The organism is Burkholderia sp. Bp8998, from assembly GCF_003854235.1.
GTDB lineage: Bacteria > Pseudomonadota > Gammaproteobacteria > Burkholderiales > Burkholderiaceae > Burkholderia.
In genome coordinates this window covers 101,562-126,104 of the sequence record NZ_QTQF01000002.1, presented here as the reverse complement: position 1 = coordinate 126,104, position 24,543 = coordinate 101,562, and the positions used below count along the sequence as shown (strand labels likewise).

Genomic DNA, 24,543 nt, shown 5'->3' with positions numbered 1-24,543 from the left:
CGTAGCCGGCCCGTTCCGCAGGCGCGCATCGCGCGTGTCGCGTGCGTGCCTGCCTTTTTTGTTCCGCAAACCGCGCATGCCGCCGTTGTACGCGGCATGCGCCCTTTTCCCGCTTCGCGCAGCGAAGCACGGAACCCCGCATGAGATCGACGTTTTTCCGCTTTTCCTTCCGGCTCGCCGGGCTGCTGCTCGCGTGCGCGGCCGGCATCCAGACGGCACACGCGACTTGCACCGCGCCGCCCGCGGGCGGCACGCCGCAATGGCGCCCCGCCATCCATTACACGCCGCAGCGCAACTGGATGAACGATCCGAACGGCCTCGTTTATGAAAACGGCCGCTATCACCTGTTCTACCAGTACAACCCGCTCGGCCACGACTGGGGCAACATGTCGTGGGGTCATGCGACCAGCACCGATCTCGTCCACTGGCGCGAGCACCCGGTCGCGATGCGCGCGAACGCGACGGAGGAAATCTTCTCCGGCTCGATCGTCGCCGACACGCACAACACGTCCGGCCTCGGCGCGCCGGGCCAAACGCCGCTCGTCGCGCTTTACACGAGCGTCTACAAGGCAGGTTCCGGTCACGCGCCCGGCACGCAGGCGCAGTCGCTCGCGTACAGCCTCGACCACGGCGCGACGTGGCAGCCGTACGCGCACAATCCGGTGCTCACGCTCGATCCGGAATCGAAGCAGTTCCGCGACCCGAAGGTGTCGTGGTACGCGCCGGGACGCTACTGGCTGATGACGACGGTCGTCGCCGATGCGCAGGTCGTGAAGCTCTACCGCTCCGACGACCTGGTCCACTGGTCGTTCCTGAGCGACTTCACGCTGCCGGACGTGCCGCATGCCGGTGTGCTGTGGGAGATGCCCGACCTCGTGCCGCTGCCCGTCGACGACGATCCGCGGCACATCAAGTGGGTGATGATCGTCAACGTCAACCCGTGGTCGATCGCCGGCGGCTCCGGCGCGATGTATTTCGTCGGCGACTTCGACGGCCGCACGTTCGTTCCCGATCGCGTCGCGCCGGCCGGTTCCGATCCCGCGCAATTCCGCTGGGTCGATCATGGCGCCGACTTCTATGCGGCCGGCACGTTCTCCGGCGCGCCGGGCGCGCGCCCGGTCGCGATCGCGTGGATGAGCAACTGGGACTACGCGGCGAAAGTGCCGACGGCACCCTGGCGCGGCGCGACGGCGTTGCCGCGCGAACTTGCGCTGAAGACGATCGGCGGCGAGCCGACGCTCGTCGTGACGCCGGCCGCCGCATTCGATGCGTGGGCCGACGGGCGGCCCGCCGTGCATGAAGGCGATCTGAGCGTCGACTCCGCCACCCGCGCACTGTCGGCCGCGACGCGCGGAGTCGTCCAGCGCATCACGGTTACCATCGCGCCGCAAGGCGCGGCCCGCGCGGGCCTGATCGTGCGCGGCTCGGCGGACGGCGCGATCGGCACCCGGATCGTGTACGACACCGCGAAGCGCACGCTGACGCTCGACCGCTCCCGCTCCGGCGCGACGGATTTCGCCGGCACGTTCAGCCGCGAGCACATCGTCGATCTGCCGCTCGAGCACGGACGCCTGCAGCTCGAAATCGTCGTCGATCGCGGCTCGGTCGAAGTGTTCGCGAACGGCGGCCGCGTCGCACTCACGGATCTGGTCTTTCCGCCGCTGGATGCGGATCGCGTCGCCGTGTTCGCCGAGCATGGGCGCGCGACGTTCTCCGGACTGACGGTGACGCAGCTCCACGCGCGCGATCGGACCGACGAGACCCGTGACGCATGTGCATCGCGCTAGCAAGGTGATTCGACGGCAGGGCTGCGTCACCCGACATCACGTCAGGCGATGCAGCCCCGCCGGTTTCACGCTCAGAGCAGGCCCATCCCGCCCGACGCGATGATTTCCGCGCCGACGATGAACGCCGACTCGGGCGCGCTCAGGTGCAGCACCGTCGACGCGATTTCGTCCGGCGTGCCGAAGCGGCCGATCGGGACCAGCCCCTTGATCTTGTCGGCCGTCTCGTCGAGCGTTGCCGCATCGAGGCCGAGCTTGCCGTACAGCGGCGTCTGGACCGGGCCGGGGCTCACCACGTTCACGCGCACGCCGTGCGGCAGCAGCTCCGTCGACAGCGTCTTCGCGAACGAATTGACGGCCGCCTTGCTCGCCGCGTACACGGACGAACCCGGCATCCCGATGTGCGCGTTGATCGAGCCGTTGATCACGATCGACGCGCCGCGGTTCAGCAGCGGCACCAGCGCCTGGATCTGGAAATACGCACTCTTCACGTTGGTGTTGAACACGAGGTCCCACATCGCCTCGTCGCTGTCCGCGAACGGCGCGAGTTTCGCGACGCCCGCATTGATGAACACGGCGTCGAGCCGCGCGCCGGCAGCCGCGATCGCATCCGCCAGCGCCCGCGCCGACGCGACGCTGCCGGCCTCGTTGCGGATCGCGAGCGCGCCGCTGCCGAGCGTCTCGCGCGCGGCGGCGAGCGTCTGCTCGTCGCGCCCGGTGATGATGACACGCGCGCCTTCGGCCGCGAATGCCCGTGCGGCCGCCAGGCCGATGCCGCTGTTGCCGCCCGTGACGAGTACCGTTTTTCCTTCGAAGCGTTGCATGATGTTCTCCTTTGAACCGGTGAGTTGACCGTGAACACAGGATGCGCGCGTCGCCTGGCCTTGCCGTACGACCGGCGCGGCGGACATGTTCGAAATCTTCGAACGTGTTTGCGTGGGCCGGACCGTCTCGTGCCCGCGTGGCGCCCTCAGCCCGACACGTCGATCCCGTCGAGCAGGCGCTGCGCGAGCCGCGGTTCGCGCAGTTGCTCCAGCCACCATTGCAGCGCGCGGCCGTCGCGGTCGCCGCGCCACGCGACATACAGCACGTTCGGTTCGCGCGGATCGGCCGTTTCCTTCTCGACGAGTTCGCCGCGCGCGAGCAGCGACGCGACGCGCCGGCGCGGCACCCAGCCGACGCCGAGCCCGTCGCGCTGCGCGAGGATCTTCGCGCGCATCGACGGCACCGCGAGCACCGCCTGCCCGCCGAGCAGCCCATACGCGCGACCGACGGCCCGCCGCGACGAATCGGCGACGACGACCGCGCGATGCGCGCCGATCGCGTCCCGGGTCAGCCGCTCGCCCGCCGACGCCAGCGGATGGCGGGGCGACACGGCGAACACCCATTCCATCGCGCCGAGCTCGAACCACTTGAAGCCCGGAATCGCCGGCGGCTCGTTGGTCGCGCCGACGACCAGATCCGCGCGACCGTCGCGTAGCGCTTCCCAGGTGCCGCCGAGCACTTCGTGCGTGAAACGCAGCGACACGCCCGAATCGAGCGCATCGAATGCGCGGACCACCGGCAGCAGCGTATCGAACTCCATCACCTCGTCGCTGACGATCCACAGCCGGTCCTCCCAGCCGCTCGCGACCTGCCGCACGCGCTGCGTGAGCCGTGCGACGTCCAGCGCGAGGCGCGATGCCTCGTCGGTCAGCAACTGGCCGGCCGGCGTGAGCTGCAGCCGGTAGCCGCGCCGGTCGAACAGCAGCGCGTCGAAGCGCGTTTCGAGCTGCCGCGCGGCGTGCGACACGGTCGACGGCGCCTTGCCGAGCCGCGCGGCCGCCCGCGACAGGCTGCCGGTGGCGCGGATCGCATCGAGCAGCGCGAGTTCGTCTTCGGACAGCATGAGGGCACTCCGGTCGGGGGTGTGGTGGATCGTAAGGCAGCGGCGCGTGGCGGTCCAATCGAATGTCGCCGTGCCCGGTGCGCGGCGGATGCCGGCATGAACTTCCGGTATGCTGATCGACATCAAAACCGAGCATTCAAGGTAACCACTGCGATGGACATCGCGATCCGCATCGAAGGCCGTCACGACCTGACCGGGCAAATCTTCCGGCAGTTGCGCACCGCAATCGTCGACGGGCGGCTCGAAGGCGGCGCCCGGCTGCCGTCGACGCGCGATCTCGCGAAGCAGCTCGGCGTGTCGCGCAAGACGACGCTCGACGCGTTCGAGCGTCTCGTCGCCGAGGGTTACCTGAACACGCGCGCGGGCGACGGCACGTTCGTCGCCGACGGCCTCGCGCGGGTGCCGCATGCGGCGGCCTCCACACCATCGCTGGTCGAAGACACGCCGCCGGCCCACGCCGTCGACGCACGCGCGCTGTGGGACGACCTGCCCGACGCGCTCGCGATGCCCGCGCCGCAGGACTCGCCCGCGTTCGACTTCCGCGGCGGCGTGACCGACAAGACGCTGTTCCCGTTCGACGCGTGGCGCCGCTGCCTGCATCACGCGCTGCGCCAGCAGGCGCGCGGCCCCGGCCAGTACCACGACCCGGCCGGCGATCCGCAGTTGCGCGGCGCGATCGCGCGCTACGTCGCGTTCAGCCGCGCGGTCGCGTGCGGCTGGGACGACGTGCTCGTCACGCAAGGCGCGCAACAGGCGCTCGACCTGATCGCGCGCGTGGTCGTGCGGCCGGGCGACGTCGTCGCGGTCGAGAATCCCGGTTATCCGCCGGCACGCGCGGCGTTCGCCTCGCTCGGCGCGACGGTGATCGGCGTGTCGGTCGATGCGCACGGCCTCGTCACCGAGCGGCTCCCGGACGACGCGCGCCTCGTCTACGTGACGCCATCGCACCAGTTCCCGCTCGGGATGCCGATGACGCTGGACCGGCGCGTCGCGTTGCTCGAATGGGCGCAGCGCCGCCGTGCGGTGATCATCGAGGACGACTACGACGGCGAGTTCCGCTTCGAAGGCCGGCCGGTGGAGTCGCTGAAGAGCCTCGACCGCACGGGCCTCGTCGCGTACGTCGGCACGTTCTCGAAGACGATCTTTCCCGAACTGCGGATCGGCTACGCGATTCCGCCGCGCGCGCTGCGCGGCGCGCTCGCCAAGGCGAAGCAGATCGTCGACTGGCATACCTGCACGCTGACGCAGGCGGCGCTCGCGCGCTTCATGCTCGAAGGCGATTTCGCGCGGCACCTGCGGCGCGTGCAGAAGCACTACGACGCGCGCCGCAAGATGCTGCTCGCGCATCTGCGCGGCGGCCTCGCGCCGTGGTTCGAACCGATCGTGCCGACCGCCGGCATCCACCTCGCCGCGCACCTGAAACCGGGGCTCGACGAAGCCGCGCTGGTCCGCGCGGCGCGCGAGCACGACATCGGCCTGTACGGGATCTCGGCGTTCCACGTCGGCTCGGCGGCGCGCGCGGGGCTGCTGTTCGGCTATGGCGGGATCGACGCGCTGCGCATCGACGCCGCGCTCGCGAAACTGGCCGCGCTGCTGGATGCGGGCAGTGTCGGGGGCGCGGCACTGGTTACCTGAATTTCCCCGGAATTGGCCATTCAAGCAAGCCAGTGGCAAGCCTAAAGTGGGTCCTGTCGCGCCACCGAGCGCACCCCACCGAAAAAGGACCTGCCATGCAACCGCGCCTGAACTTCTATGCCGCCAGCCCGAACGCGATCAAGGTGATGCGCAACGCCGAGGAATTCCTCGCGAAAAGCTCGATCGAGAAGCCGCTTGCCGAACTCGTCCGGCTGCGCGCGTCGCAGATCAACGGCTGTGCGTTCTGCGTCGACATGCATACCACCGACGCGCGCGAGGGCGGCGAGACCGATCGACGCCTGGCGACGGTCGTCGTCTGGCGCGAAACGCCGTTCTTCACCGAGCGCGAACGCGCGGCGCTGGAGTGGACCGAAGCGCTGACGCGGGTCGCCGACAACCACGTGCCCGATGCCGTCTGGGAGGCCGTGAAGCCGCATTTCAGCGATGAAGAGCTGTTCGACCTGTCGATGCTGATCGCGACGATCAACTCGTGGAACCGCTTCGCCATCGCGTTCCGCAAGATGCCCGAGTAAGGAGACGACGATGATGCGCTCCAGTTCCAGTTCCACGCTGCGCCGCGCGATGCTGTGCATGTCGCTCGCGCTCGGCGCCGCGCTGCCGGCCGCCGCCCACGCGCACGACGCCGGCGACAACGTGCACGCGGTCCTGCAACAGGCCGTGCCCGAAGCGCCCGGCAGGCTCGCCGTCGTCGCGACCGTCGACTATGCGCCCGGCCAGGCGTCCGACGCGCACAAGCACCTCGGTTCGGTGTTCGCGGTCGTGTCCAAGGGCGAAGTGCTGTCGCAGGTGAACGACGGCCCGGTGCGCCGCTATCGCGCCGGTGAAGGCTGGTACGAGCCGCCCGGTTCGCGCCACCGGATGTCGCGCAATGCGAGCGCGACCGAACCCGCGCAACTCGTCGTGTTCGGGCTGACGAGCGAGCATGCGCCGCTGAAGTCGCCGATCGATCAGTGACGAGGTTTCAGGGGGCGTGCCGTGTCGGGCACGCACCCGTGCTGCGCGACCGGCTGTCCGGCCCGTGCCGCGCGGCAGCCTCACCGGTTCCAGCCGCGTCCGCTCCGCCGTTTCCCCTGCCGTTTCCCCCACCTTTTCCCCGCAGCTTCCCCATTAGCCGCTCCCTACACTCCGCAGCCGACACACATCCCTTTGCCGCGCCGCCGCCCCGCTCGTCCGCACCGCCATTCGCCCCTCGCCTGATCTCGATCAACGCGGGCGAAAACCCCTCCTTGAAATTAACTAACTCATCAATTAGCGTCGATTTCATGATCGCGAAATCCACCGTCGCCAGGCCGCGCGGGCGCCGCCCGTCGGTGGACGATTTCGACGTGCGAGACCACATGCTCGACGTCGCGATCGAGCTGTTCGCCGAGCGCGGCATCGCCGCGACGACGGTCGCGCAGATCGCCGCGGCCGCAGGCGTCACGTCGGCGATGGTCCACTACTACTTCACGAATCGCGAGCAACTGCTCGACGCGATCGTCGAGGAGCGGCTCGCGCAGGTCATCGCGTTCGTGTGGCGACCGACCGCCCCGCATATCGAAAACGATCCGTTCGCGCTCGTCACCGAACTCGTCGACCGCTTCTTCGACGTCACGCATCGCATGCCCTGGCTGCCGTCGATCTGGCTGCGCGAGATCGTCCATGAAGGCGGCCTGCTGCGCGAGCGGATGGTCCGGCGCATTCCGCTCGAGCATGTCGGGCGTTTTGCCGAGCGCATCCGCGCCGCGCAGCAGGCCGGCACGCTGAACCCCGCGCTCGAGCCCGCGTTCCTGTTCCATTCGATCATTGCGCTCGTGATGCTGCCGCTCGCCACCGCGAAGCTGTGGCAGAGCGTGCGCGGCCAGCCGCCGATCGATCGCGACGTGCTGCATCGCCACGTCCGCGCGCTGCTCGGTTCCGGCCTGCAGCCGCCCGCCGCCGGGCCGGATGCCGACGCGCATGCACGACGGAGGCCGTCGTGAACGCGGCCCGGCCGCTGCCGCTCGCGCTGGCCACCGTCGCGCTGCTCGCCGGTTGCGGGCGGCCCGCGGACGACGTCGCGACCTACCAGGGCTATGTCGAAGGCGAATACGTGTACCTGTCGTCGTCGCAGGCGGGCACGCTGACGCAACTGTCGGTCGAGCGCGGCCAGGCCGTCGCGGCCGGTACGCCGGTGTTCTCGCTCGAAGCCGTCAACGAAACGGCCGCGCTGCAACAGGCGCAACATCAACTCGCGGCCGCACGCGCGCAGCTTGCCGACCTGCAGACCGGCAAGCGCCCGCCGGAAGTCGCGGTCACGCGGGCGCAGCTCGCGCAGGCCACGGCCCAGGCCGCGCGGGCCGCCGAGCAACGCGCGCGCGACGAACGCCAGTACGCGGCCGGCGGCCTGTCGAAACAGCAGCTCGACGATTCGCGCACGTCCGCGCAGACCACCGCCGCGCAGGTGCGCGAGTTGCAGAACCAGGTCGACGTCGCGCGCCTGCCGGGCCGCGCGCAGCAGGTGACCGCCCAGGCCGCGCAGGTCGATGCCGCACAGGCGGCCGTCACCGAAGCGCAATGGAAGCTCGACCAGAAGCGTATCGCCGCACCCGCCGACGGGCGCGTGTACGACACGCTGTACCGCGTGGGCGAATGGGTGCAGGCCGGCAATCCGGTCGTGCAGATGCTGCCGCCGCAGAACCTGAAGGTGCGGTTCTTCGTGCCGGAGGCGGCCGTCGCATCGATCGCACCGGGACACACGGTCGCGATCCGCTGCGACGGTTGCCCGGCCGACGTACCCGCGCGCGTCACCTACGTGTCGCGCGACGCCGAGTACACGCCGCCCGTGATCTACAGCAACGAGAGCCGGACCAAGCTCGTGTTCATGGTCGAGGCGCGCCCGGCGCTCGCCGACGCGCCGAAGCTGCACCCGGGCCAGCCCGTCTCCGTGAGGATGCGATGAACGCGCCGCCCGCCCGGTATGCGATCGACGTCGACCGCCTGAACAAGCGCTTCGGCGACAAGCACGTCGTGAAGGACGTCTCGCTGCGCGTCGCGCGCGGGGAGATCTTCGGCTTTCTCGGGCCGAACGGCAGCGGCAAGACGACGTCGATCCGCATGATGTGCGGCCTGCTCACGCCCGACTCGGGCAGCGGCACCTGCCTCGGCTACGACATCGTGCGCGACAGCGCGCAGATCAAGCGGCGCGTCGGCTACATGACGCAGCGTTTCTCGTACTGGGAAGACCTGTCGATCCGCGAAAACCTCGATTTCGTCGCGCGCGTGTACGGGATGCGCGACCGCAAGGCGACCGTCGCGCGCGCGCTCGACGGGCTCGGTCTCGCGAGCCGCGCGGACCAGCTCACGGGCGCGCTGTCCGGCGGCTGGAAGCAGCGCCTCGCGCTCGCCGCGTGCATGCTGCACGAGCCGGAGCTGCTGCTGCTCGACGAACCGACCGCCGGCGTCGATCCGGCCGCGCGCCGCGACTTCTGGGAAGAACTGCACCGGCTGGCCGCGCAAGGGATTGCCGTGCTCGTCAGCACGCACTACATGGACGAAGCCGAACGCTGTCACAAGCTCGCGTACATCGCGTCCGGCGAACTGCTCGCGCAGGGCACGTCGACGGAGATCGTCGCGTCGCAGCACCTGTCGACGCGTACGGTCACGGGCGGGCATCTCGCGGAACTGTCCGCGCGGCTGCGCACGATGCCGGGCGTCGACCAGACGGTCGTGTTCGGCTCGGTGCTGCACGTGAGCGGCCGCGATCGCGCGCGGCTCGACGCGACGCTCGCGCAGGTCGCGGCGCAGGCCGACGCGCAGAAGGACGGTCAGGCACCGCTGCAGGTCGCGCCGATCGATACCGGGCTCGAGGACGTCTTCATCTACATGATGGGCCGCGCGTCCGGACCGCCCGGCGGAGCGGCGACATGAGCACATGGACGGGCCTGCGAGAATCATTCTCGGTCGCGCGCTGGTGGAGCATCGTGCTGAAGGAATTCCTGCAGCTGCGCCGCGACCGCGTGACCTTCGCGATGATCGTCGGCGTGCCGATCATCCAGCTGGCGCTGTTCGGCTTCGCGATCAACACTGACCCGAAGCATCTGCCGACCGCGGTGATCGTCGCCGACTCGAGCCCGTTCGCGCGCAGCTTCATCGCCGCGATGCGCAATTCCGCGTACTTCGACATCGTCACGACGCTGCCCGACGAAGCGGCCGGCCGGCATGCGCTCGCACGCGGCGACGTGCAGTTCGTGCTGAGCGTGCCGGCCGATTTCTCGAAGCGGCTGCTGCGCGGCGAACGCCCGTCGCTGCTCGTCGAAGCGGACGCGACCGACCCCGTCGCGACCGCGTCGGCGATCGGCGCGCTGCCGGGGCTCGTGAAGCCCGTCGCCGACAAGGACCTGACGGGCCCGCTCGCGCACCTGAACGGCCGCCCGGCCGCGTTCGACGTCGTGCTGCACCGCCTGTACAACCCGGAAGGCATCACGCAGTACAACGTCGTGCCGGGCCTGATGGGCGTGATCCTGACGATGACGATGGTGATGATGACCGGCCTCGCGATCACGCGCGAACGCGAGCGCGGCACGATGGAGAACCTGCTGGCGACGCCCGTGCGGCCGCTGGAGGTGATGACGGGCAAGATCGTCCCGTACGTGTTCATCGGGCTGATCCAGGTGTCGATCATCCTCGTGGCCGCGCGCTTCGTGTTCCACGTGCCGTTCGTCGGCGGCATGTTCGCGATCTACCTGTCCGCGCTGCTGTTCATCGCCGCGAACCTGACGGTCGGCATCACGCTGTCGTCGCTCGCGCAGAACCAGCTGCAGGCGATGCAGCTCGCGGTGTTCTACTTCCTGCCGAACATCCTGCTGTCGGGCTTCATGTTTCCGTTCGCCGGGATGCCGAAGTGGGCGCAGTTCATCGGCAACCTGCTGCCGCTCACCTACTTCAACCGCCTCGTGCGCGGCATCCTGCTGAAAGGCAACGGCTGGGCCGACCTGTGGCCGTCCGTATGGCCGGTCGCGCTGTTCACGCTCGTCGTGATGGGCGTCGCGCTGCGCTTCTACCGGCGCACGCTCGACTAGGGGCCGCGCCATGCAACCGGCTTCGCGTCGCGCCCCATACACCGCCCGCCGCAGCACATGGGCAGCCGTTGCGCTGCTCGTCGCCGCATGCACGGTCGGGCCGGATTTCCACACGCCCGACGCGCCGTCCACGCAGCGCTATACGCGCGACGACGCGCCCGCGGCAACGGCGGCCGCCGGCGGCCCGGCCGGCGACGCGCAGACGTTCGCATCGTCCGCGCATACGCTGCAACGCTGGTGGACGCAGTTCGGCTCCGAACCGCTGAACCGGCTCGTCGATACCGCATGGCAAAACAGCCCGACGCTCGCCGAGGCCCGCGCGCGGCTCGACGAAGCGCGCCAGAACCATGCGGCCGAAGCCGGCGCGACAATGCTGCCGCGCGTCGACGCGAACCTGTCCGCCACGCGCGAGAAGGTCGACATCGCCGCGTTCGGGTTGCCCGCCAACGTGCCGAATCCCGGGCCGTTCACGCTGTACGACGCGTCGGTGAGCGTGTCGTACGCGCTCGACGTGTTCGGCGGCAACCGGCGCGCACTCGAGGCGCTGCGCGCCCAGGTCGACTATCAGGCCTACACGCTCGATGCCGCGCGCCTGACGCTCGCGGGCAATGTCGTCGCGACCGCGATCCTGCGCGCGTCGCTCGCGCAGCAGATCGCGCTCACGCGGCAGCTCGTCGACGCGCAGGCGCGGCAGCTGCGCATCGTCGACGCGCGCTTCGCGGCGGGCGGCATATCGCGCGCCGACGTGCATGCGCAGCGCACGCTGCTCGCGCAGACGCAAGCCTCGCTGCCGCCGCTCGCGGCCCGCTTCGCGCAGGCCAGCCACCGGCTCGCGATCCTGCTGGGCGCGCCGCCGTCCGACGCCGCGCTTCCTGACCTCACGCTCGACGCGCTCGCGCTGCCGCGCACGCTGCCGGTCGCGCTGCCGTCGACGCTCGCGCGCGAACGGCCCGATATCCGCGCGGCGGAGGCCGTGCTGCACCAGGCGAGCGCGAACGTCGGCGTGGCGACCGCGAATCTCTATCCGCGTTTTTCGATCTCAGCGGGGATCGGTTCGGAACGCACGCGCATCGCGGATATCGTGAGCGGGCTCAATGTATGGAACGCCGGCCTCGGCCTGACGCAGCCGCTCTTTCATGGCGGCGAGCTGCGCGCGAGGAAGCGCGCGGCCGAAGCGGCGTACGACGCGGCGTTCGCAAGCTATCGGGAGACCGTGCTGCTGGCGCTCCAGCAGGTCGCCGACGCGATGCGCGCGGTCGAACACGATGCGACGGAACTGGAAGCGCGAGACACGGCCGCACGGGAAGCGGCCGCAGGCAATGCGATCGCCGGCGACCGTTACGCGGCAGGCGGGATCAGTACGTTCGCATTGCTCGACGCGCAGCGGCAGGCACTGCAGACCGCGCTCGACCGCACGCGCGCGCAGGCCGACCGGCTTGCCGATACGGCAGCGTTGTTCCAGGCGCTGGCGGGGAACTGGGCGGAGGATTCGTCCCGATGACGGGCAGGATGGCGCGGGCACACGTCTGACGCCGCCCGACCGGCAACGGTACCCACGCGGCGCGCACCGACAAAAAAAACCGGCCCGAAGGCCGGTTCTTTCATACCGCATGCCGTGAGCGGCGCTCGCGCGCCGCGCGACATCAGAAGCGGTGGATCAGGCCGACGCCTGCCGCGATCTGGTTCTGCTTCGAACCTGCGCCCACGCCGTCGCCGATCGAGGTCGTTGCATTGACGATGCCGCCGGTCAGGCCGCTGATCGTGTTGCCGGTCGCGTGCTGGTACGCTTCAACCGCGTACAGGCCCGTGCGCTTCGACAGGCTGTAGTACTGCGACAGCGTGACCTGATGGTACTTGGCCGAGCTCGAGATGCCGTTCGATTCGGTCGCACGCGTGTACGCGTAGCCTGCCGCGAAGTCCCATTGCGGCGATGCCTTCCAGTGCAGCACGGCGCCCGCCGTGTTGAAGATCGCCGTATTGCGGAACGACGAGCCCACGCCCGGGATGTACTGAACGTTCGAGTACGACGCCGAAATGTCCCACGACGGCGTGAACTGGTAACCGGCCGTCACAGCGACGCGCTGTTGCGCCTGTGCCGACTTGTAGCCGCCGTTGATCGACGACACGGCCTGTTCCGCGCCGTTGCCGCTCGTGTCGAGACCGTTCTGCGCGGTCGAATTCGCGCCCCACACACCGCCGCCGAGCGTCGAGTTGTTGATGCGCTGGAAGCCGACGGCGATGCCTGCCGGGCCGTTCAGGTACTGGATCGCCGCGCTCCACGTCGAGCCGCGGTTCACGCTGCCTGCGACGCCGCCGAACGAGTACGAACCGCCGACCGTGAAGCCGTAGAACTTCGGCGACATGTAGACGAGCGAGTTGTTCGTGCGGTAGCTGGTATCCAGCGAGTCGATATCGCCCGGGTGCGCGCCGTAATAGCCGGTCAGCCAGGTCGTCGGGCTATACGGCGACAGCAGCGTGTAGTACGCGGTGTACTGGCGGCCTGCCGTCAGCGTACCGTACGTCTGGTTGGTCAGGCCGACCCACGCCTGACGCGTGAAGATGCCGTTCGTCCATTGCGACGTGCCGTTGTTCGCGTTGAAGCCGGCTTCCAGCTGGAAAATCGCCTTCGTGCCGCCGCCGAGGTCTTCGCTGCCCTTCAGGCCGAAGCGGCTGCCTGCCCAAATGCCGGTGGCCATCTGCACCTTCGAGTGGCCGCCCGAGACCGCGCTGGTCGCCGACGAGTTGTTCTGCCAAGCGATGGCGTTATCGACGATACCGTACAGGGTCACGCTGCTCTGTGCGTGGGCGGCGGTAGCGGCTGCGAGACCCGCTGCCGTCATGGCGAAAGCGACGCGCTTTTTCATTGATTCTCCGTCCTCAAAGAATGATTTCTTTTCTGGTGTGGTTTTATGACTGACACATGTGCGAGTACATGCCGGGGCGATTCTGACGGATTACCAACCATTTCCCAATATGCGCGGTCGGTCATCGTATGATCGACGCAACGCACGGGTTCACCAAACGGTTACATAACACCTGAAAACGCTTACGCAACGGGCCTCTCCGGCATTTCCCAGTGAAAACCCTAGCTTTACATTTTTACTGGTGCATCGCGACCGTTCAATGTCGTCAGACACCTTCGGCAACAACCCTCTTACAAATACGTGATCGCGGCTGACGCCACGACTCACGCCGCCGCGCAGGATCGCTGACATTCATGACACCCACGTTTCGAAAAGCGAAATCGTGAAAACGTTTCAGTGCGTGTGGGGGAAATCGGACGGGAGCGGCCCGGCGAACGCGGGCCCAGGGGCGATGCCTGCGCCTGTCGCGCCGGCATCGTTCAGCGCGATTCAGCGCGCGGACGGCTGCGCGATCCGCGCGTTCACCGCATCGACGAGCGCGTTCATGCGCGCACGGATCGCCGCGTTCGAGCCGACGAGCGCGAGCGACGACGCCATGATCCGGTAGATCCGCTTGCGCGGCACCTTCGCCGGCCTCGCCGGATCGAGCCACATATCGTGGCCGGCCAGCAGTTCGAGCGTTTCGAGGCCGATCATGATCGGCCACAGGCACGCGAGCCGCAGACGCACGAAGCGGCGCGGAATCGCCAGCGTGTACCGGCACGCGTCGCGATACTGATCGAGCGTCACGCGCAGCAGTTCGACCAGCACGCCGCGCGCGCGCGCCGACGCATCGGGCGACATCAGGTCGGCGACACCCACGCGGTGCGCGGCCAGCACGTCGTCCGGCAGGTAGCAGCGGCCGATTCGCAGATCCTTCGCGCAGTCGCGCAGGATGTTGGTCATCTGCAGCGCCTTGCCGAAACGGACGCCCTTCTCGCGCATGTCCGCCAGATCCCAGCCGCGCGCGGCCCGCGTGTGCGCGCCGGTCATGTCGGTCCAGAACTCGCCGACGCAGCCGGCGACCAGATACGTGTAGCGATCGAGCATGTCGCGGTTCGGCAGCGACGCGACCTGCCCCGACTGCTCGTCGGGGAACGTGCGCAGGTCGAATTCCATCCCCGACGTCAGCGTCGCGACGACCTTGCGGATCGATGCGCGGTCCGCGTCCGGCTGCGCGCGCAGCAACGCGAGCATCGGCTCCATCGAGCCGAGCAGCGCGTGCTCGTGCGAATCCGTCTGCATCCGCGTCACGTCCTCGAGCGAGCGCGACAGCGCCGCGCCGTCGCCGAGCCGCTCGATCTCGTCGCGCAGGTCGGTCAGCAGCGCCGCGCGGCGATCGGGCGCGACGAGCGCCGTGTCGGCGATCGTGTCGGCCGCACGCGCGAGCAGGTAGGCCAGGCCGACCGGCTCGCGCATGCCGTCGGGCAGCACGCGCAGCGTCAGGTAGAAGGATCGGGAAACGTTCTTCAGCAGGTCGCCGAGCAGGTAGGCGGAATCGGTATGAGTCGTCATGGGTCGGTGAAAATCGGCCGGCGCGGACCCCGGACGCACACGGGCGCCGGGCGCCCGCGCCGGCCGCGAGTCGCCGCATCGTCGTGCGCGGGCGGGCGTCGGCCCGGCGCGGCGATGCAAAAGTCCCGCAAGTTTAGTGCATCCGGCGCGCCCGCTCCCGGCGACGCCGGAGCGCGCCGCGCGCACGGTTGCGCTTTCCGGTCTTGCAGCGCGCCGAATGCAACAACAAAAAGAAAGGCGAGAGTAATGCATATGTAATTATCGGATGCGACGATCGCATCCCGTTCGCTCCCCGTCGGCCCGGCACGACAGGCCACGCCGCCGGAACGACCGCCCTTTCACCGACTTCCGTTTCGAAGGTTCACCGACATGCTCTTCACGCGCCCGACCGCCCTGCGCTGCATCCCGTTCGCCTGTGCCGCCGCCCTCCTGCTTGCCGCCTGCGGCGGCGACGACGTCTCGGCGTCCGATCCCGCGCAGCCGATCTCCGCGAAAATCCAGGTGGTCGGCCATCGCGGCGCGAGCGCGCTGCGCCCCGAGCACACGCTCGCGTCGTACCGCAAGGCGATCGAGGACGGCGCGGACGTGATCGAGCCCGACCTCGTCGCGACCCGCGACGGCGTGCTCGTCGCGCGCCACGAGAACGAGATCTCCGGCACGACGAACGTGTCGACGCTGCCGCAGTTCGCGAGCCGCAAGGCGACCAGGACGATCGACGGCGCGCAGCTGACCGGCTGGTTCACCGAGGACTTCACGCTCGCCGAGCTGAAGACGCTGCGTGCCCGCGAGCGCATTCCGCAAGTTCGCCCGGCGAACACCGCGTACAACGACCAGTTCGAGATTCCGACCTTCGACGAGATCGTCGCGCTCGCGAAACAGATGTCCGCGCAGACCGGCCGCACCATCCACCTGTATCCGGAAACCAAGCACCCGACCTACTTCCAGTCGATCGGCCTGCCGCTCGAGGACCGCCTCGTCGACGCGCTGCTGAAGGATCCGTACACGGCGCGCACGGCGACCGTCTACATCCAGTCGTTCGAGGTGGCGAACCTGAAGACGATCCGCAACCGGATCAGGTCGAGCCAGCCGAACTGGAAGCTCGTGCAGTTGATGGACGAAGCCGGCCAGCGTCCGTACGACTTCGTGAAGGCGAACGACAAGCGCACCTATGGCGACCTGTCGACGCGCGACGGGATGCGCGAGATCGCGTCCTATGCGAACGGCGTCGGGCCGTACAAGACGTCGATCATCGCGGTGGCCGCGGACGGCACGCTGCAGCAGCCGACGCCCTACGTGCGCTACGCGCACGAAGCCGGCCTCGTCGTGCATCCGTACACGTTCCGGCCGGAGAACAACTTCCTGCCCGCGTCGCTGAAGGACGGCGGCACGCCGGCCACGCGCAATACCGCGGGCTCGGTGCGCGAGATTCAGGCGTACCTGCGTGCGGGCATCGACGGCTTCTTCACCGACGATCCGGCCGTCGGCCGCACGGCCGTCGATACGTTCAAGCGCTGAACCCGCCGAACGCGACGAGCCGCCGAACCCGCGCGCGGCAACCGCGCGCGGCGCACGTCGTGCCGCATGTCGGTTGCCGCGCCGTGGTCAGATCACGCGGAAGTGGTGCGTGCCGTCCCGCTTCAGCTGGTCGACCAGCCCGTATTCCCAGTCGAGATACGCCTGCATCGCCGCGGCTGCGTTGTCGGTGCCTTCGTACGGGCGCCGGTAGCGATCGACGCGCGGCGACGCCAGGTGCGTCTCGCCGTGCTCGAGCGGCAGCCCCGCATCGATCCATGCAGCCGTGCCGCCGGTCAGCACTGCAATTGCCGCGGAAGCCGGCAGCAGCGCGCGCGCGTCGTCCGCTGCAAAGCGCGCGAGCAGGCTCGATCCGCACGTGAACACATAGCGCTTCGCCGGCGGGATCGCGGCGAGCGCGTCGCGCAACTGCGCGCGCACGACGAACCACGCACCGGGGATATGGCGCTTCACGTAGTTCGCGCTGGTCGTCACGTCGACGATCGCGATCTCGCCCGCGCCCGCCTCCTTCAGCCAGCCCGCGAGCGTCGCGGGCGACACCTCCGTCACCTGCGGCGTCGCCGGCAGGGCGCGCGGCGGCTGACCGCGCTCGGAGAGCGCCGCCGTGCCGGCCGGCTCGACCACGCGCACGTCCCAGCCCATCTGCGCGAGCCACGACGCGGTCATGTCCGCGCGCACGCCATCGTCGTCGGCGAGCACGATCCGCGCGCCGCGCACGGCCGCGTGATGGTCGGTCTCCTGCACGAGCTGGCCGCCCGGCGTGCTCAGGAAGCCCGGCAGATGGCCGGCTTCGTATTCCTCCGGCGTGCGCACGTCGAAGCGGTACAGCGTGCGGCCCGGTTCGTCGAGCGCGGCGACGTCCGCGAGCGCGATGCGCGGCACGCCGGCGCGCTCGGCCACCGCGCGCGCCGCCTGACGCGCGTCGGCGCGCTGCTTCGCGTCGATCTCGTCCGGAAATCGGCGCGCGGCGCCGTGCTCGAGCGTCTGGCCGGCCAGCGTCCAGCCGATCGTGCCGTTGCGCAGTGCCGCGACCGGGTTCGGCAGCCCCGCGTTGACGAGCGACTGCGTGCCGATGATGCTGCGCGTGCGGCCCGCGCAGTTCACCACCACCCGGGTTTCCGGATTCGGCGCGAGCGCGCGCACGCGCAGCACGAGTTCCGCACCCGGCACGCTGGTCGACGTCGGGATGGTCATCGTCTGGTATTCGTCGAAGCGGCGCGCGTCGACGATCACGACGTCGGCCTTCGCGTCGATCAGCGCCTGCACTTCCTGCGCGGACAACGACGGCGTATGGCGCTCGGCCTCGACCCATTCGCCGAACGACTTGCTCGGCACGTTCACGTCGATGAACAGTTCGCCGCCCGCGGCGAGCCAGCCCGCGAGGCCGCCGTCGAGCAGCCGCACGTCGGTATAGCCGAGCTGCGCGAGCTTCGCGGCCGCGCGCGGCGCGAGATCCTCGCCGCCGGCTTCGCCGAACACGACGACCGGCGTGTCGCGACGCGGAATGCGCGTCCATGCGTCGAGTTCGAGTTTCGACAGCGGAAAGTTGACGGCCCACAGCGGATGGCCCTGCGCGTAGGGATCCTCCTCGCGCACGTCGATCAGCGCGAGCTCGTCGCGGGCCAGGAGGCGCGCGCGTACGTCCTGGTACGACGCGACGGGGAAACGGGAAGTGGAATCAGCGGATTGCGTCACGATGTCTCTGTCGGATTCTGTTGAAGTCGGTGAAGAAAGCACACGGAAAGCGGATGAATCTCGAGCCTGCGGGGGGGCGCTCGCAACGGGGCGCCCGCGACCGGCGGCGTCACGCGTTCGAATAGCCCGACACGAACGGCTTCACGGTGCCGTCGTCCAGGAACACGGCACGCTCGACCTTGCCGATGTTCGCGCCGTACACATGGATGCTGATCGATACCTGGTCCGCGAACGCGTTGGTCACGCGATGAACGTCGCCGATGCGCGGCGACACGGCTTCGACGTCGCCCGGCTGCAGCCGCACCGCATCGCCCGACGGCACCGGCTTGCCGGCCGCGTCGAACCGGTACGGCTGTGAAAACTCGCCGCCGCGCAGCATCCCGATCAGCCCCCACACCGTGTGGTTGTGGATCGGCGTGGTCTGGCCGGCCCCCCACACGAAGCTGACGACCGAAAACCGCTCGTCGGGATCGAGATGCAGCAGGTACTGGCGGTAGCGCTCGGGATCGGGCTGCGCGAACGCGTCGGGCAGCCAGTCGTCGTGCGCGACGAGCGCGGCAAGCAGCGCACCGCCCTCGTCGAGGATGCGCGCCTCGTTCGCGCCGGACGCGAGCAGCGCGCCCAGCCCATCGACGAACGGACGCAGCGGCGTCTGCTGCAACGAAAGCGTACTCATCGGCTGCCTCCTCGAATATGATGCCGAATATGATGGATCGTCATGATGCACCGGAAAGACCATGCAGAACAAACATGAAAATTAGCGATATCGACGCTTTTGCAGCGGTCGTCCGCTGCCAGACGCTGAGCCTGGCCGCGGCCGAACTCGGGATGACGCAGCCCGCGATCACGCGGCGCGTGCAGAATCTCGAGGAAGCGCTCGGCGTCACGCTGCTCGACCGCAACACGAAGCCGCCGCGCCCGACCGACATCGGCCTGCAGGTGTTCGAGCAGTGCCGCGCGATCCTGCGCGAAGTCGATGCGCTGCGCGAACTGACGGCCGGCCAGCGGCCGCCCGCCGGCGAATTCCGCGTCGGCCTCACACAAGGGCTCGGCGAGCTGATGCTGCCCGGCCTGATCGCGCAGCTCGGCGGGCAATGGCCGGCGCTCGCCACGCAGGTCACGACCGCCTGGGGCGGCATGCTCGTCGAGCGCGTCGCGCGCCGCGAACTCGACGCGGCGCTGATGTTTCTGGCCCGCGAGATGGTGCTGCCGCCGCAGGTCGAGGGCGAGCGGCTGCTGGCCACGCGGCTCGTCGCGGTCGGCCGCAAGGGAGACTGGCCGCGCCGCAGCTACCGGCTCGCCGACTGCCAGGCGCGCGGCTGGGTGCTCAATCCCGACGGCTGCGGCTTTCGCGCGGGCCTGCGCCGCGCGCTCGACGCGCAGGGGCTGCCGATGCCGGTCACGCTCGACACCTATGGCCGCGACCTGCAATTGCAGAGCGTCGCGAATGGCTTCGGCATCGGGTTGATGCCGCTGCCGCTCGTGGAGGGCAGCCCGCTGCGCGACGCGGTCGACATCGTGCCGCTCGCCGATTTCAAGCCGCAAATCGATCTGTGGCTGCTGCACCGGCAAGATGCCGCGCGCTTCAAGGCGCCGCTCGCGGCCGTGGCCGCGCATGCGCGCACGGCGTTCGCGTTGCCCGCGGATACCGCCGCGCACGACGAGGCTGCTTGACCGAGGCCGGCGACACCGGCGCGGCGTCGTCCCGGTTGCGCTGACTGTCGCGCCGCCCCGCTCACGCATCGTTTCGACCGGATGCCGGCGCGGTGCGCGACGTCGCGCCCGACTGCGCCTCCACCTCCGCATTCGCGGATGCGGTTGCGCTGCGCGCCGCCGCGAGCGCCGCACGCCCCGCGGCAACCGCGATCGCATCGTCCTGCGGCGTATGCACGCGGCTGCACAGCACGTCGCGATAGTGACGTTCGAGCGGATTGTGGCGACTCAGACCGTGATTGCCCGACAGCTTCAACGCGTGCTCGACCGTACGGATCGCGTGTTCCGTCACGGTTCGCTTGACGAGGCCGCTCGTCGTCACCGTCGGCGCGTCGCCCGCATCGGTGCGCGCGATGTGCCCGTCGAGCAGCACGCGGTTCGTGTGCAGCCACCCTTCGATCTCGCCGACGGCCTCCTGCACGCGCGGCAGCGTCGCGAGCGGCGCGCCGAGCCCGCTCGGCGCGCGCGTCGTCGCGAAATCGAGCAGCCAGTCGCGCGACGCGCGCGCCACCGCATCGTAGAGACTGCCGAGCAGCGCGACCATCCATGCCTGCTGGTCGGCCTGCGCGTCGACATCCGCATGGCTCGCTGCCGACACCGCCCACGCATCGGGCGCGCGCACGTCCACCGCATGATCCGCGGGCAGCCGCACGTCGTCGAACACGACCTCGTGGCTGCCCGATGCGCGCAGGCCCAGGTGATTCCAGCTTTCGATCACGCGGATGCGTGCGTCGTCTTCCGCGTCGCGCTCGCGCCGCACGAGGAACACGCCGACGCGCGGCTCGGGTTCGTCGGTGCGGGCCCACACGGCCAGCCAGCGCAGCGCCGGAATACCGGTGCTGTACAACTTGTGGCCGGACAGCCGCCAGCCGTCGCCGTCGCGACGCGCGATCGTGTCGGGCAGGCCGCCGCGTGACGGCGAGCCGAGCGCCGGTTCGACGCGCAACGCGTTGATCAGTGCACCTTCGTCGACCGCACTGTCGAACACCGCACGCCGCAGGTGCGCGGGCCAGCGGTTGTCCGCGCGGCCGAGCGCGCGATGCTGCAGATACGTCATCGTCAGCACCAGCGCGGTCGCGGGATCGGCGCGCGCGACCGCGGCCACGATCCGGCTCGCCTGCGCGAGCGTCGCGCCCACGCCGCCGTGCTCGCGCGGCACGACCTGTGCAATCAGGCCGGCGCGATGCAGTCGCGCAAAGTTCTCATATGGAAAGCGGCCGTCGACGTCGTTGCGGGCAGCGTCGGCGGCGAATTCGGGCGCGAGACGCGCGAGCAGCGCGGCGACGCGTGCATCGTCGGCGGGCAGGTGGCGCAGCGACGACTGCGCCGGGTGCGGCGAGGAAGCGGCAAGGCTGGCGGACATCGGTACGGGTTCCCTCGGTGACTGGGTAGCTGGGTGACGATTCAGCGGAGATCCATTCGCGGATGGCGCGGCGGCGCGTGAAGCCGGCCGCGATCGGGTGCGGACGCGCGGGCGGGTTCGCGGACGTTTGTCGCCAATGCCCGCAAACGGATCGGCATTCGAGCGGGGGGCGCGAATCCCGGACCGCATGCGGATCCGCTTCGTGCCCGGCGCGTCAGCCCCGCCAGAGATGCACCCGGCGCCCTTTCGGTTCGATCGCGAGCCCACAGCGTATGCGCAACGCACACGCGCCCAAACCATGCAAATCAGATATTCAAATCGGGATTGATTATTTCCGTTTCGCATGATCCCGGCGGTAATCTGCGCTCCATTCCCGCCCCCGCCGGCCATCGCTGGCCGAGCCGGGCCGTCCTCGCATCGGAGACCCAGATGAGCGTCGAATTCATCGGCATGATCCAGAGCCAGAAGCAATCGGAAATCCATCCGCCTGCCGGCCCCGTCGTCGACCCCGACTACGTGCGCGACTTCGCCCGCGCACACGAAACGGCCGGCTTCGACCGGATCCTCGTCCCGCACCACTCGACCGGCCCGTCGGCGACGCTGACGATCGCGTTCGCGGCCGCGGCGACCGAGCGCATCCACTTCATGCTCGCGCATCGCCCGGGCTTCACGGCGCCGACGCTCGCCGCGCGGCAGATCGCGACGCTCGACCAGTTCAGCCGCGGCCGGCTCGCCGTGCACTTCATCTCCGGCGGCTCGGACAGCGAACAGCAGCGCGACGGCGATTTCCTCGACCACGACGCACGTTACGCACGCACCGACGAATACCTCGGCATCCTGCGCCGCATCTGGACCGAAACGCAGCCGTTCGATCACGAAGGCGCGCACTACCGCTTCACGCAGGGCTTTTCGGATGTGAAGCCGTTCCAGCGGCCGCACGTGCCGATCTACTTCGGCGGCGCCTCGGAAGCGGCGCTGGAAGTGGCCGGCAAGCACGCGGACGTCTATGCGCTGTGGGGCGAATCGCTCGACCAGGTGCGCGACCTGACGACCCGCGTGCACGCCGAAGCCGCGAAGCACGGCCGGCAGGTGCGCTTCTCCGTGTCGTTCCGGCCGATCCTCGCGGCGACCGAAGACGAAGCGTGGGCACGTGCGCACCGGATCCTCGACGAAACCCGCCGGCTGCGCGAAGCGGCCGGCCTCGGCACTGGCGGCCCGCAGCAGAGCGAAGGCGCGCGGCGCCTGCTCGCCGCGGCCGAACGCGGCTCGCGCGTCGACAAGCGGCTGTGGACCGAAATCGCGAAGCTCACCGGCGCGCGCTCGAATTCGACCGCGCTGGTCGGCACGCCCGAACAGGTCGCCGACGCGCTGCTCGACTACTACGATCTCGGCGTGACGACGTTCCTGATCCGCGGCTTCGACCCGCTCGACGACGCGATCGACTACGGCCGCGAATTGATTCCGCGCGTGCGCAGCGCCGTCGCGGCACGCGACGCGGCGCGCCGCGCGGCCTGACGCAAAGGGAGACGCCGACCATGTCCGCCGTCCTGTCCTCGCCATCGCCCGCGCGCACCACGTCGGGTCTCGTCCTCGCCGACACGCCGCGCCAGCATTTCTGGTTCGATCCGCCCGCGCCGCGCATCGACGTCGCCGCCGAGCGCCGCCACCGGCAGGAGCGGCTCGCGGCCGCGTTCCGCCTGTTCGCGCGCTTCGGCTTCGCGTCGGGCCTCGCCGGCCACATCACCGCGCGCGACCCCGAACTGCCCGACCACTTCTGGGTGAATCCGCTCGGCGTGCATTTCTCGCAGATCAAGGTGTCGGACCTGCTGCTCGTCAACGCGCGCGGCGAAACCGCGATCGGCAACCGGCCGCTGAACAAGGCTGCGTTCGCGATCCATGCGGCGATTCACGACGCGCATCCGCACCTCGTCGCCGCCGCGCATACGCATTCGACCTACGGCAAGGCGTGGTCGACGCTCGGCCGCCCGCTCGACCCGCTGACGCAGGACGCGTGCGTGTTCTACGAGGACCACACGCTGTTCGACGACTTCACCGGGATGGTCGTCGATACGAGCGAAGGCGCGCGGATCGCGGACGCGCTCGCGAAGCCCGACGGCACCACGCACAAGGGCGTGATCCTGAAGAACCACGGCATCCTGACGGCCGGCCCGACGGTCGAGGCCGCCGCGTGGTGGTACATCGCGCTCGACAACGCCGCGCACACGCAGCTGCTGGCCGAGGCGGCCGGCACGCCGCAACCGATCGATCACGCGACCGCACGACACACGCACGGCCAGATTGGCGGCCCCGACGGCGCATTGCATGCGTTCGACAGCCTGTACGCGCGCGTCGTCGCCGACGAACCCGACCTGCTCGACTGAGCGCCTGCCGCACGACCGGAACCGGAGACCACACAATGACCGAACCCACCGCACCCGCGCCGACCGGCGCACCTGACGACAAACGCCGCCGGCTGCTGCGCGCGGCCGGTGCCGCCGCGCTCGCCGCACCGGCGATCACGCTCGGCCGCAAGGCCTGGTCGGCGCCGCCATTGAAGAAGCTCACGTTCGCGTGGAACCAGAATGCGTTCTGCCTGACGCCGATCGTGGTCGCGCAGGAGAACGGCTTCTTCGAGAAGAACGGGCTGAAGGTCGAGCTGATCAACTACAGCGGGTCGACCGACCAGCTGCTCGAATCGATCGCGACCGGCAAGGCCGATGCCGCGGTCGGGATGATCCACCGCTGGCTGAAGCCGCTCGAAGCCGGCTTCGACGTGAAGATCATCGGCAGCTCGCACGGCGGCTGCGTGCGGCTGCTCGGCGCGAAGACGGCCGGCGTGACGACGTTGCAGGCGCTGAAGGGCAAGACGGTCGGTGTCAGCGATCTCGCGGCGCCCGGCAAGCACTTCTTCTCGATCCTGCTCGCGAAGAACGGCATCGATCCAGAGCGCGACATCACGTGGCGGCAGTATCCGGCCGACCTGCTCGGCGTCGCGGTCGACAAGGGCGAGATCCAGGCGATCGCCGACGGCGACCCGAACCTCTATCTGCTGGAGAAGCGCAGCAACGGCGCGTATACGGAACTCGCGACGAACCTGTCCGGCGAATACGCGCGCAAGGTGTGCTGCGTGATCGGCGCGCGCGGCGACCTCGTGCGCAACGACCGGCCGGCGGCTGCCGCGCTCGCGCGCTCGATCGTGCAGGCCACCGAGTACACGCACGACAACCCGAACGAAGCCGCGAAGGCGTTCGCGAAGTATTCCCCGAAGATCAACCCCGAAGACCTGCGCAAGCTGTACGCGACGCTGACCTACACGCACCACCCGACCAACGTCGACCTGCAGCAGGAAATCGCGTTCTACGCGGACGATTTCCGGCGGATCAGCGTACTGAAGAAGAGCACCGACCCGCAGCGCTTCGCGCAGCAGGTCTATGCGAACGTGCTGGGGTGACGC

General features: G+C 69.5%; 21 protein-coding genes. 14 read left to right on the top strand and 7 right to left on the bottom strand.

The window, feature by feature from the left end:
* Nucleotides 1–140: 140 nt before the first annotated feature.
* Complete coding sequence (locus DIE06_RS03450) at nt 141–1,787, top strand: glycoside hydrolase family 32 protein (protein WP_124660138.1); 1,647 nt, start codon at nt 141–143, stop codon at nt 1,785–1,787.
* A 71-nt stretch (nt 1,788–1,858) separates the two neighbouring features.
* Here DIE06_RS03450 and DIE06_RS03445 read toward each other — a convergent pair whose 3' ends face one another.
* The gene (locus DIE06_RS03445; RefSeq protein ID WP_124660137.1) at nt 1,859–2,608 is read right to left on the bottom strand and encodes an SDR family oxidoreductase; all 750 of its coding nucleotides are present in this window, start codon (nt 2,606–2,608) and stop codon (nt 1,859–1,861) included.
* A gap of 146 nt (nt 2,609–2,754) precedes the next feature.
* Complete coding sequence (locus DIE06_RS03440) at nt 2,755–3,672, bottom strand: LysR family transcriptional regulator (protein ID WP_124660136.1); 918 nt, start codon at nt 3,670–3,672, stop codon at nt 2,755–2,757.
* A 153-nt stretch (nt 3,673–3,825) separates the two neighbouring features.
* Here DIE06_RS03440 and DIE06_RS03435 point away from each other — a divergent pair, with 153 nt between their 5' ends.
* The 8 genes from DIE06_RS03435 (at nt 3,826) to DIE06_RS03400 (ending at nt 11,868) form a co-directional block, all read left to right on the top strand.
* Entirely contained in the window at nt 3,826–5,307 is a 1,482-nt protein-coding gene (locus DIE06_RS03435) for a PLP-dependent aminotransferase family protein (RefSeq protein WP_124660135.1), read from the top strand.
* 95 nt (nt 5,308–5,402) lie between these two features.
* A complete protein-coding gene (locus tag DIE06_RS03430; RefSeq protein ID WP_124660134.1) occupies nt 5,403–5,840 on the top strand; it encodes a carboxymuconolactone decarboxylase family protein in 438 nt (145 codons plus the stop codon).
* Between the two features lie 10 nt (nt 5,841–5,850).
* Nucleotides 5,851–6,282 (top strand): cupin domain-containing protein, encoded by a 432-nt coding sequence (locus tag DIE06_RS03425; RefSeq protein ID WP_124660133.1) that lies wholly within the window; start codon nt 5,851–5,853, stop codon nt 6,280–6,282.
* Between the two features lie 308 nt (nt 6,283–6,590).
* Nucleotides 6,591–7,289 carry a TetR/AcrR family transcriptional regulator gene (locus tag DIE06_RS03420; RefSeq protein WP_124660405.1) on the top strand — a complete coding sequence of 233 codons (699 nt, stop codon included), beginning with the start codon at nt 6,591–6,593 and terminating at the stop codon, nt 7,287–7,289.
* Nucleotides 7,286–8,248 (top strand): HlyD family secretion protein, encoded by a 963-nt coding sequence (locus DIE06_RS03415; protein WP_124660132.1) that lies wholly within the window; start codon nt 7,286–7,288, stop codon nt 8,246–8,248. Before DIE06_RS03420 ends, DIE06_RS03415 begins: the two co-directional genes overlap by 4 nt.
* The gene (locus DIE06_RS03410; protein ID WP_124660131.1) at nt 8,245–9,216 is read left to right on the top strand and encodes an ABC transporter ATP-binding protein; all 972 of its coding nucleotides are present in this window, start codon (nt 8,245–8,247) and stop codon (nt 9,214–9,216) included. Before DIE06_RS03415 ends, DIE06_RS03410 begins: the two co-directional genes overlap by 4 nt.
* The gene (locus tag DIE06_RS03405) at nt 9,213–10,367 is read left to right on the top strand and encodes an ABC transporter permease (RefSeq protein ID WP_124660130.1); all 1,155 of its coding nucleotides are present in this window, start codon (nt 9,213–9,215) and stop codon (nt 10,365–10,367) included. Before DIE06_RS03410 ends, DIE06_RS03405 begins: the two co-directional genes overlap by 4 nt.
* A gap of 10 nt (nt 10,368–10,377) precedes the next feature.
* On the top strand, nt 10,378–11,868 hold the full coding sequence (locus DIE06_RS03400; RefSeq protein WP_124660129.1) for an efflux transporter outer membrane subunit: 1,491 nt from the start codon (nt 10,378–10,380) through the stop codon (nt 11,866–11,868).
* Nucleotides 11,869–12,010: 142 nt separating this feature from the next.
* On the opposite strand, the gene DIE06_RS03395 is transcribed toward DIE06_RS03400, so the two are convergent.
* Nucleotides 12,011–13,231 carry a porin gene (locus DIE06_RS03395; RefSeq protein WP_124660128.1) on the bottom strand — a complete coding sequence of 407 codons (1,221 nt, stop codon included), beginning with the start codon at nt 13,229–13,231 and terminating at the stop codon, nt 12,011–12,013.
* Nucleotides 13,232–13,720: 489 nt separating this feature from the next.
* Complete coding sequence (locus DIE06_RS03385) at nt 13,721–14,785, bottom strand: phytoene/squalene synthase family protein (RefSeq protein ID WP_124660126.1); 1,065 nt, start codon at nt 14,783–14,785, stop codon at nt 13,721–13,723.
* 369 nt (nt 14,786–15,154) lie between these two features.
* Between DIE06_RS03385 and DIE06_RS03380 the strand changes: the two genes are divergently transcribed.
* Nucleotides 15,155–16,300 (top strand): glycerophosphodiester phosphodiesterase, encoded by a 1,146-nt coding sequence (locus DIE06_RS03380; RefSeq protein ID WP_124660125.1) that lies wholly within the window; start codon nt 15,155–15,157, stop codon nt 16,298–16,300.
* A gap of 87 nt (nt 16,301–16,387) precedes the next feature.
* Here the strand turns inward: DIE06_RS03380 and DIE06_RS03375 are convergent, their stop codons facing one another.
* Nucleotides 16,388–18,013, bottom strand: coding sequence for a rhodanese-related sulfurtransferase (locus tag DIE06_RS03375; RefSeq protein ID WP_124660124.1), 1,626 nt, complete (start codon nt 18,011–18,013; stop codon nt 16,388–16,390).
* A 109-nt stretch (nt 18,014–18,122) separates the two neighbouring features.
* The gene (locus DIE06_RS03370; RefSeq protein ID WP_124660123.1) at nt 18,123–18,689 is read right to left on the bottom strand and encodes a cysteine dioxygenase; all 567 of its coding nucleotides are present in this window, start codon (nt 18,687–18,689) and stop codon (nt 18,123–18,125) included.
* A 74-nt stretch (nt 18,690–18,763) separates the two neighbouring features.
* Between DIE06_RS03370 and DIE06_RS03365 the strand changes: the two genes are divergently transcribed.
* Nucleotides 18,764–19,687, top strand: a complete 924-nt coding sequence (locus tag DIE06_RS03365; RefSeq protein WP_124660122.1) for a LysR family transcriptional regulator — start codon at nt 18,764–18,766, stop codon at nt 19,685–19,687.
* Nucleotides 19,688–19,748: 61 nt separating this feature from the next.
* On the opposite strand, the gene DIE06_RS03360 is transcribed toward DIE06_RS03365, so the two are convergent.
* Nucleotides 19,749–21,089 (bottom strand): acyl-CoA dehydrogenase family protein, encoded by a 1,341-nt coding sequence (locus tag DIE06_RS03360; protein WP_124660121.1) that lies wholly within the window; start codon nt 21,087–21,089, stop codon nt 19,749–19,751.
* A 429-nt stretch (nt 21,090–21,518) separates the two neighbouring features.
* Here DIE06_RS03360 and DIE06_RS03355 point away from each other — a divergent pair, with 429 nt between their 5' ends.
* From DIE06_RS03355 to DIE06_RS03345, 3 genes are read left to right on the top strand one after another with little or no spacing between them, the layout of a single operon-like run.
* Nucleotides 21,519–22,604: an LLM class flavin-dependent oxidoreductase gene (locus DIE06_RS03355; protein WP_124660120.1), complete on the top strand. Its 1,086-nt coding sequence runs from the start codon at nt 21,519–21,521 to the stop codon at nt 22,602–22,604.
* Between the two features lie 20 nt (nt 22,605–22,624).
* Nucleotides 22,625–23,470, top strand: a complete 846-nt coding sequence (locus tag DIE06_RS03350; protein WP_124660119.1) for a class II aldolase/adducin family protein — start codon at nt 22,625–22,627, stop codon at nt 23,468–23,470.
* Nucleotides 23,471–23,505: 35 nt separating this feature from the next.
* On the top strand, nt 23,506–24,540 hold the full coding sequence (locus DIE06_RS03345) for an ABC transporter substrate-binding protein (protein ID WP_124660118.1): 1,035 nt from the start codon (nt 23,506–23,508) through the stop codon (nt 24,538–24,540).
* Nucleotides 24,541–24,543 lie beyond the last annotated feature (3 nt).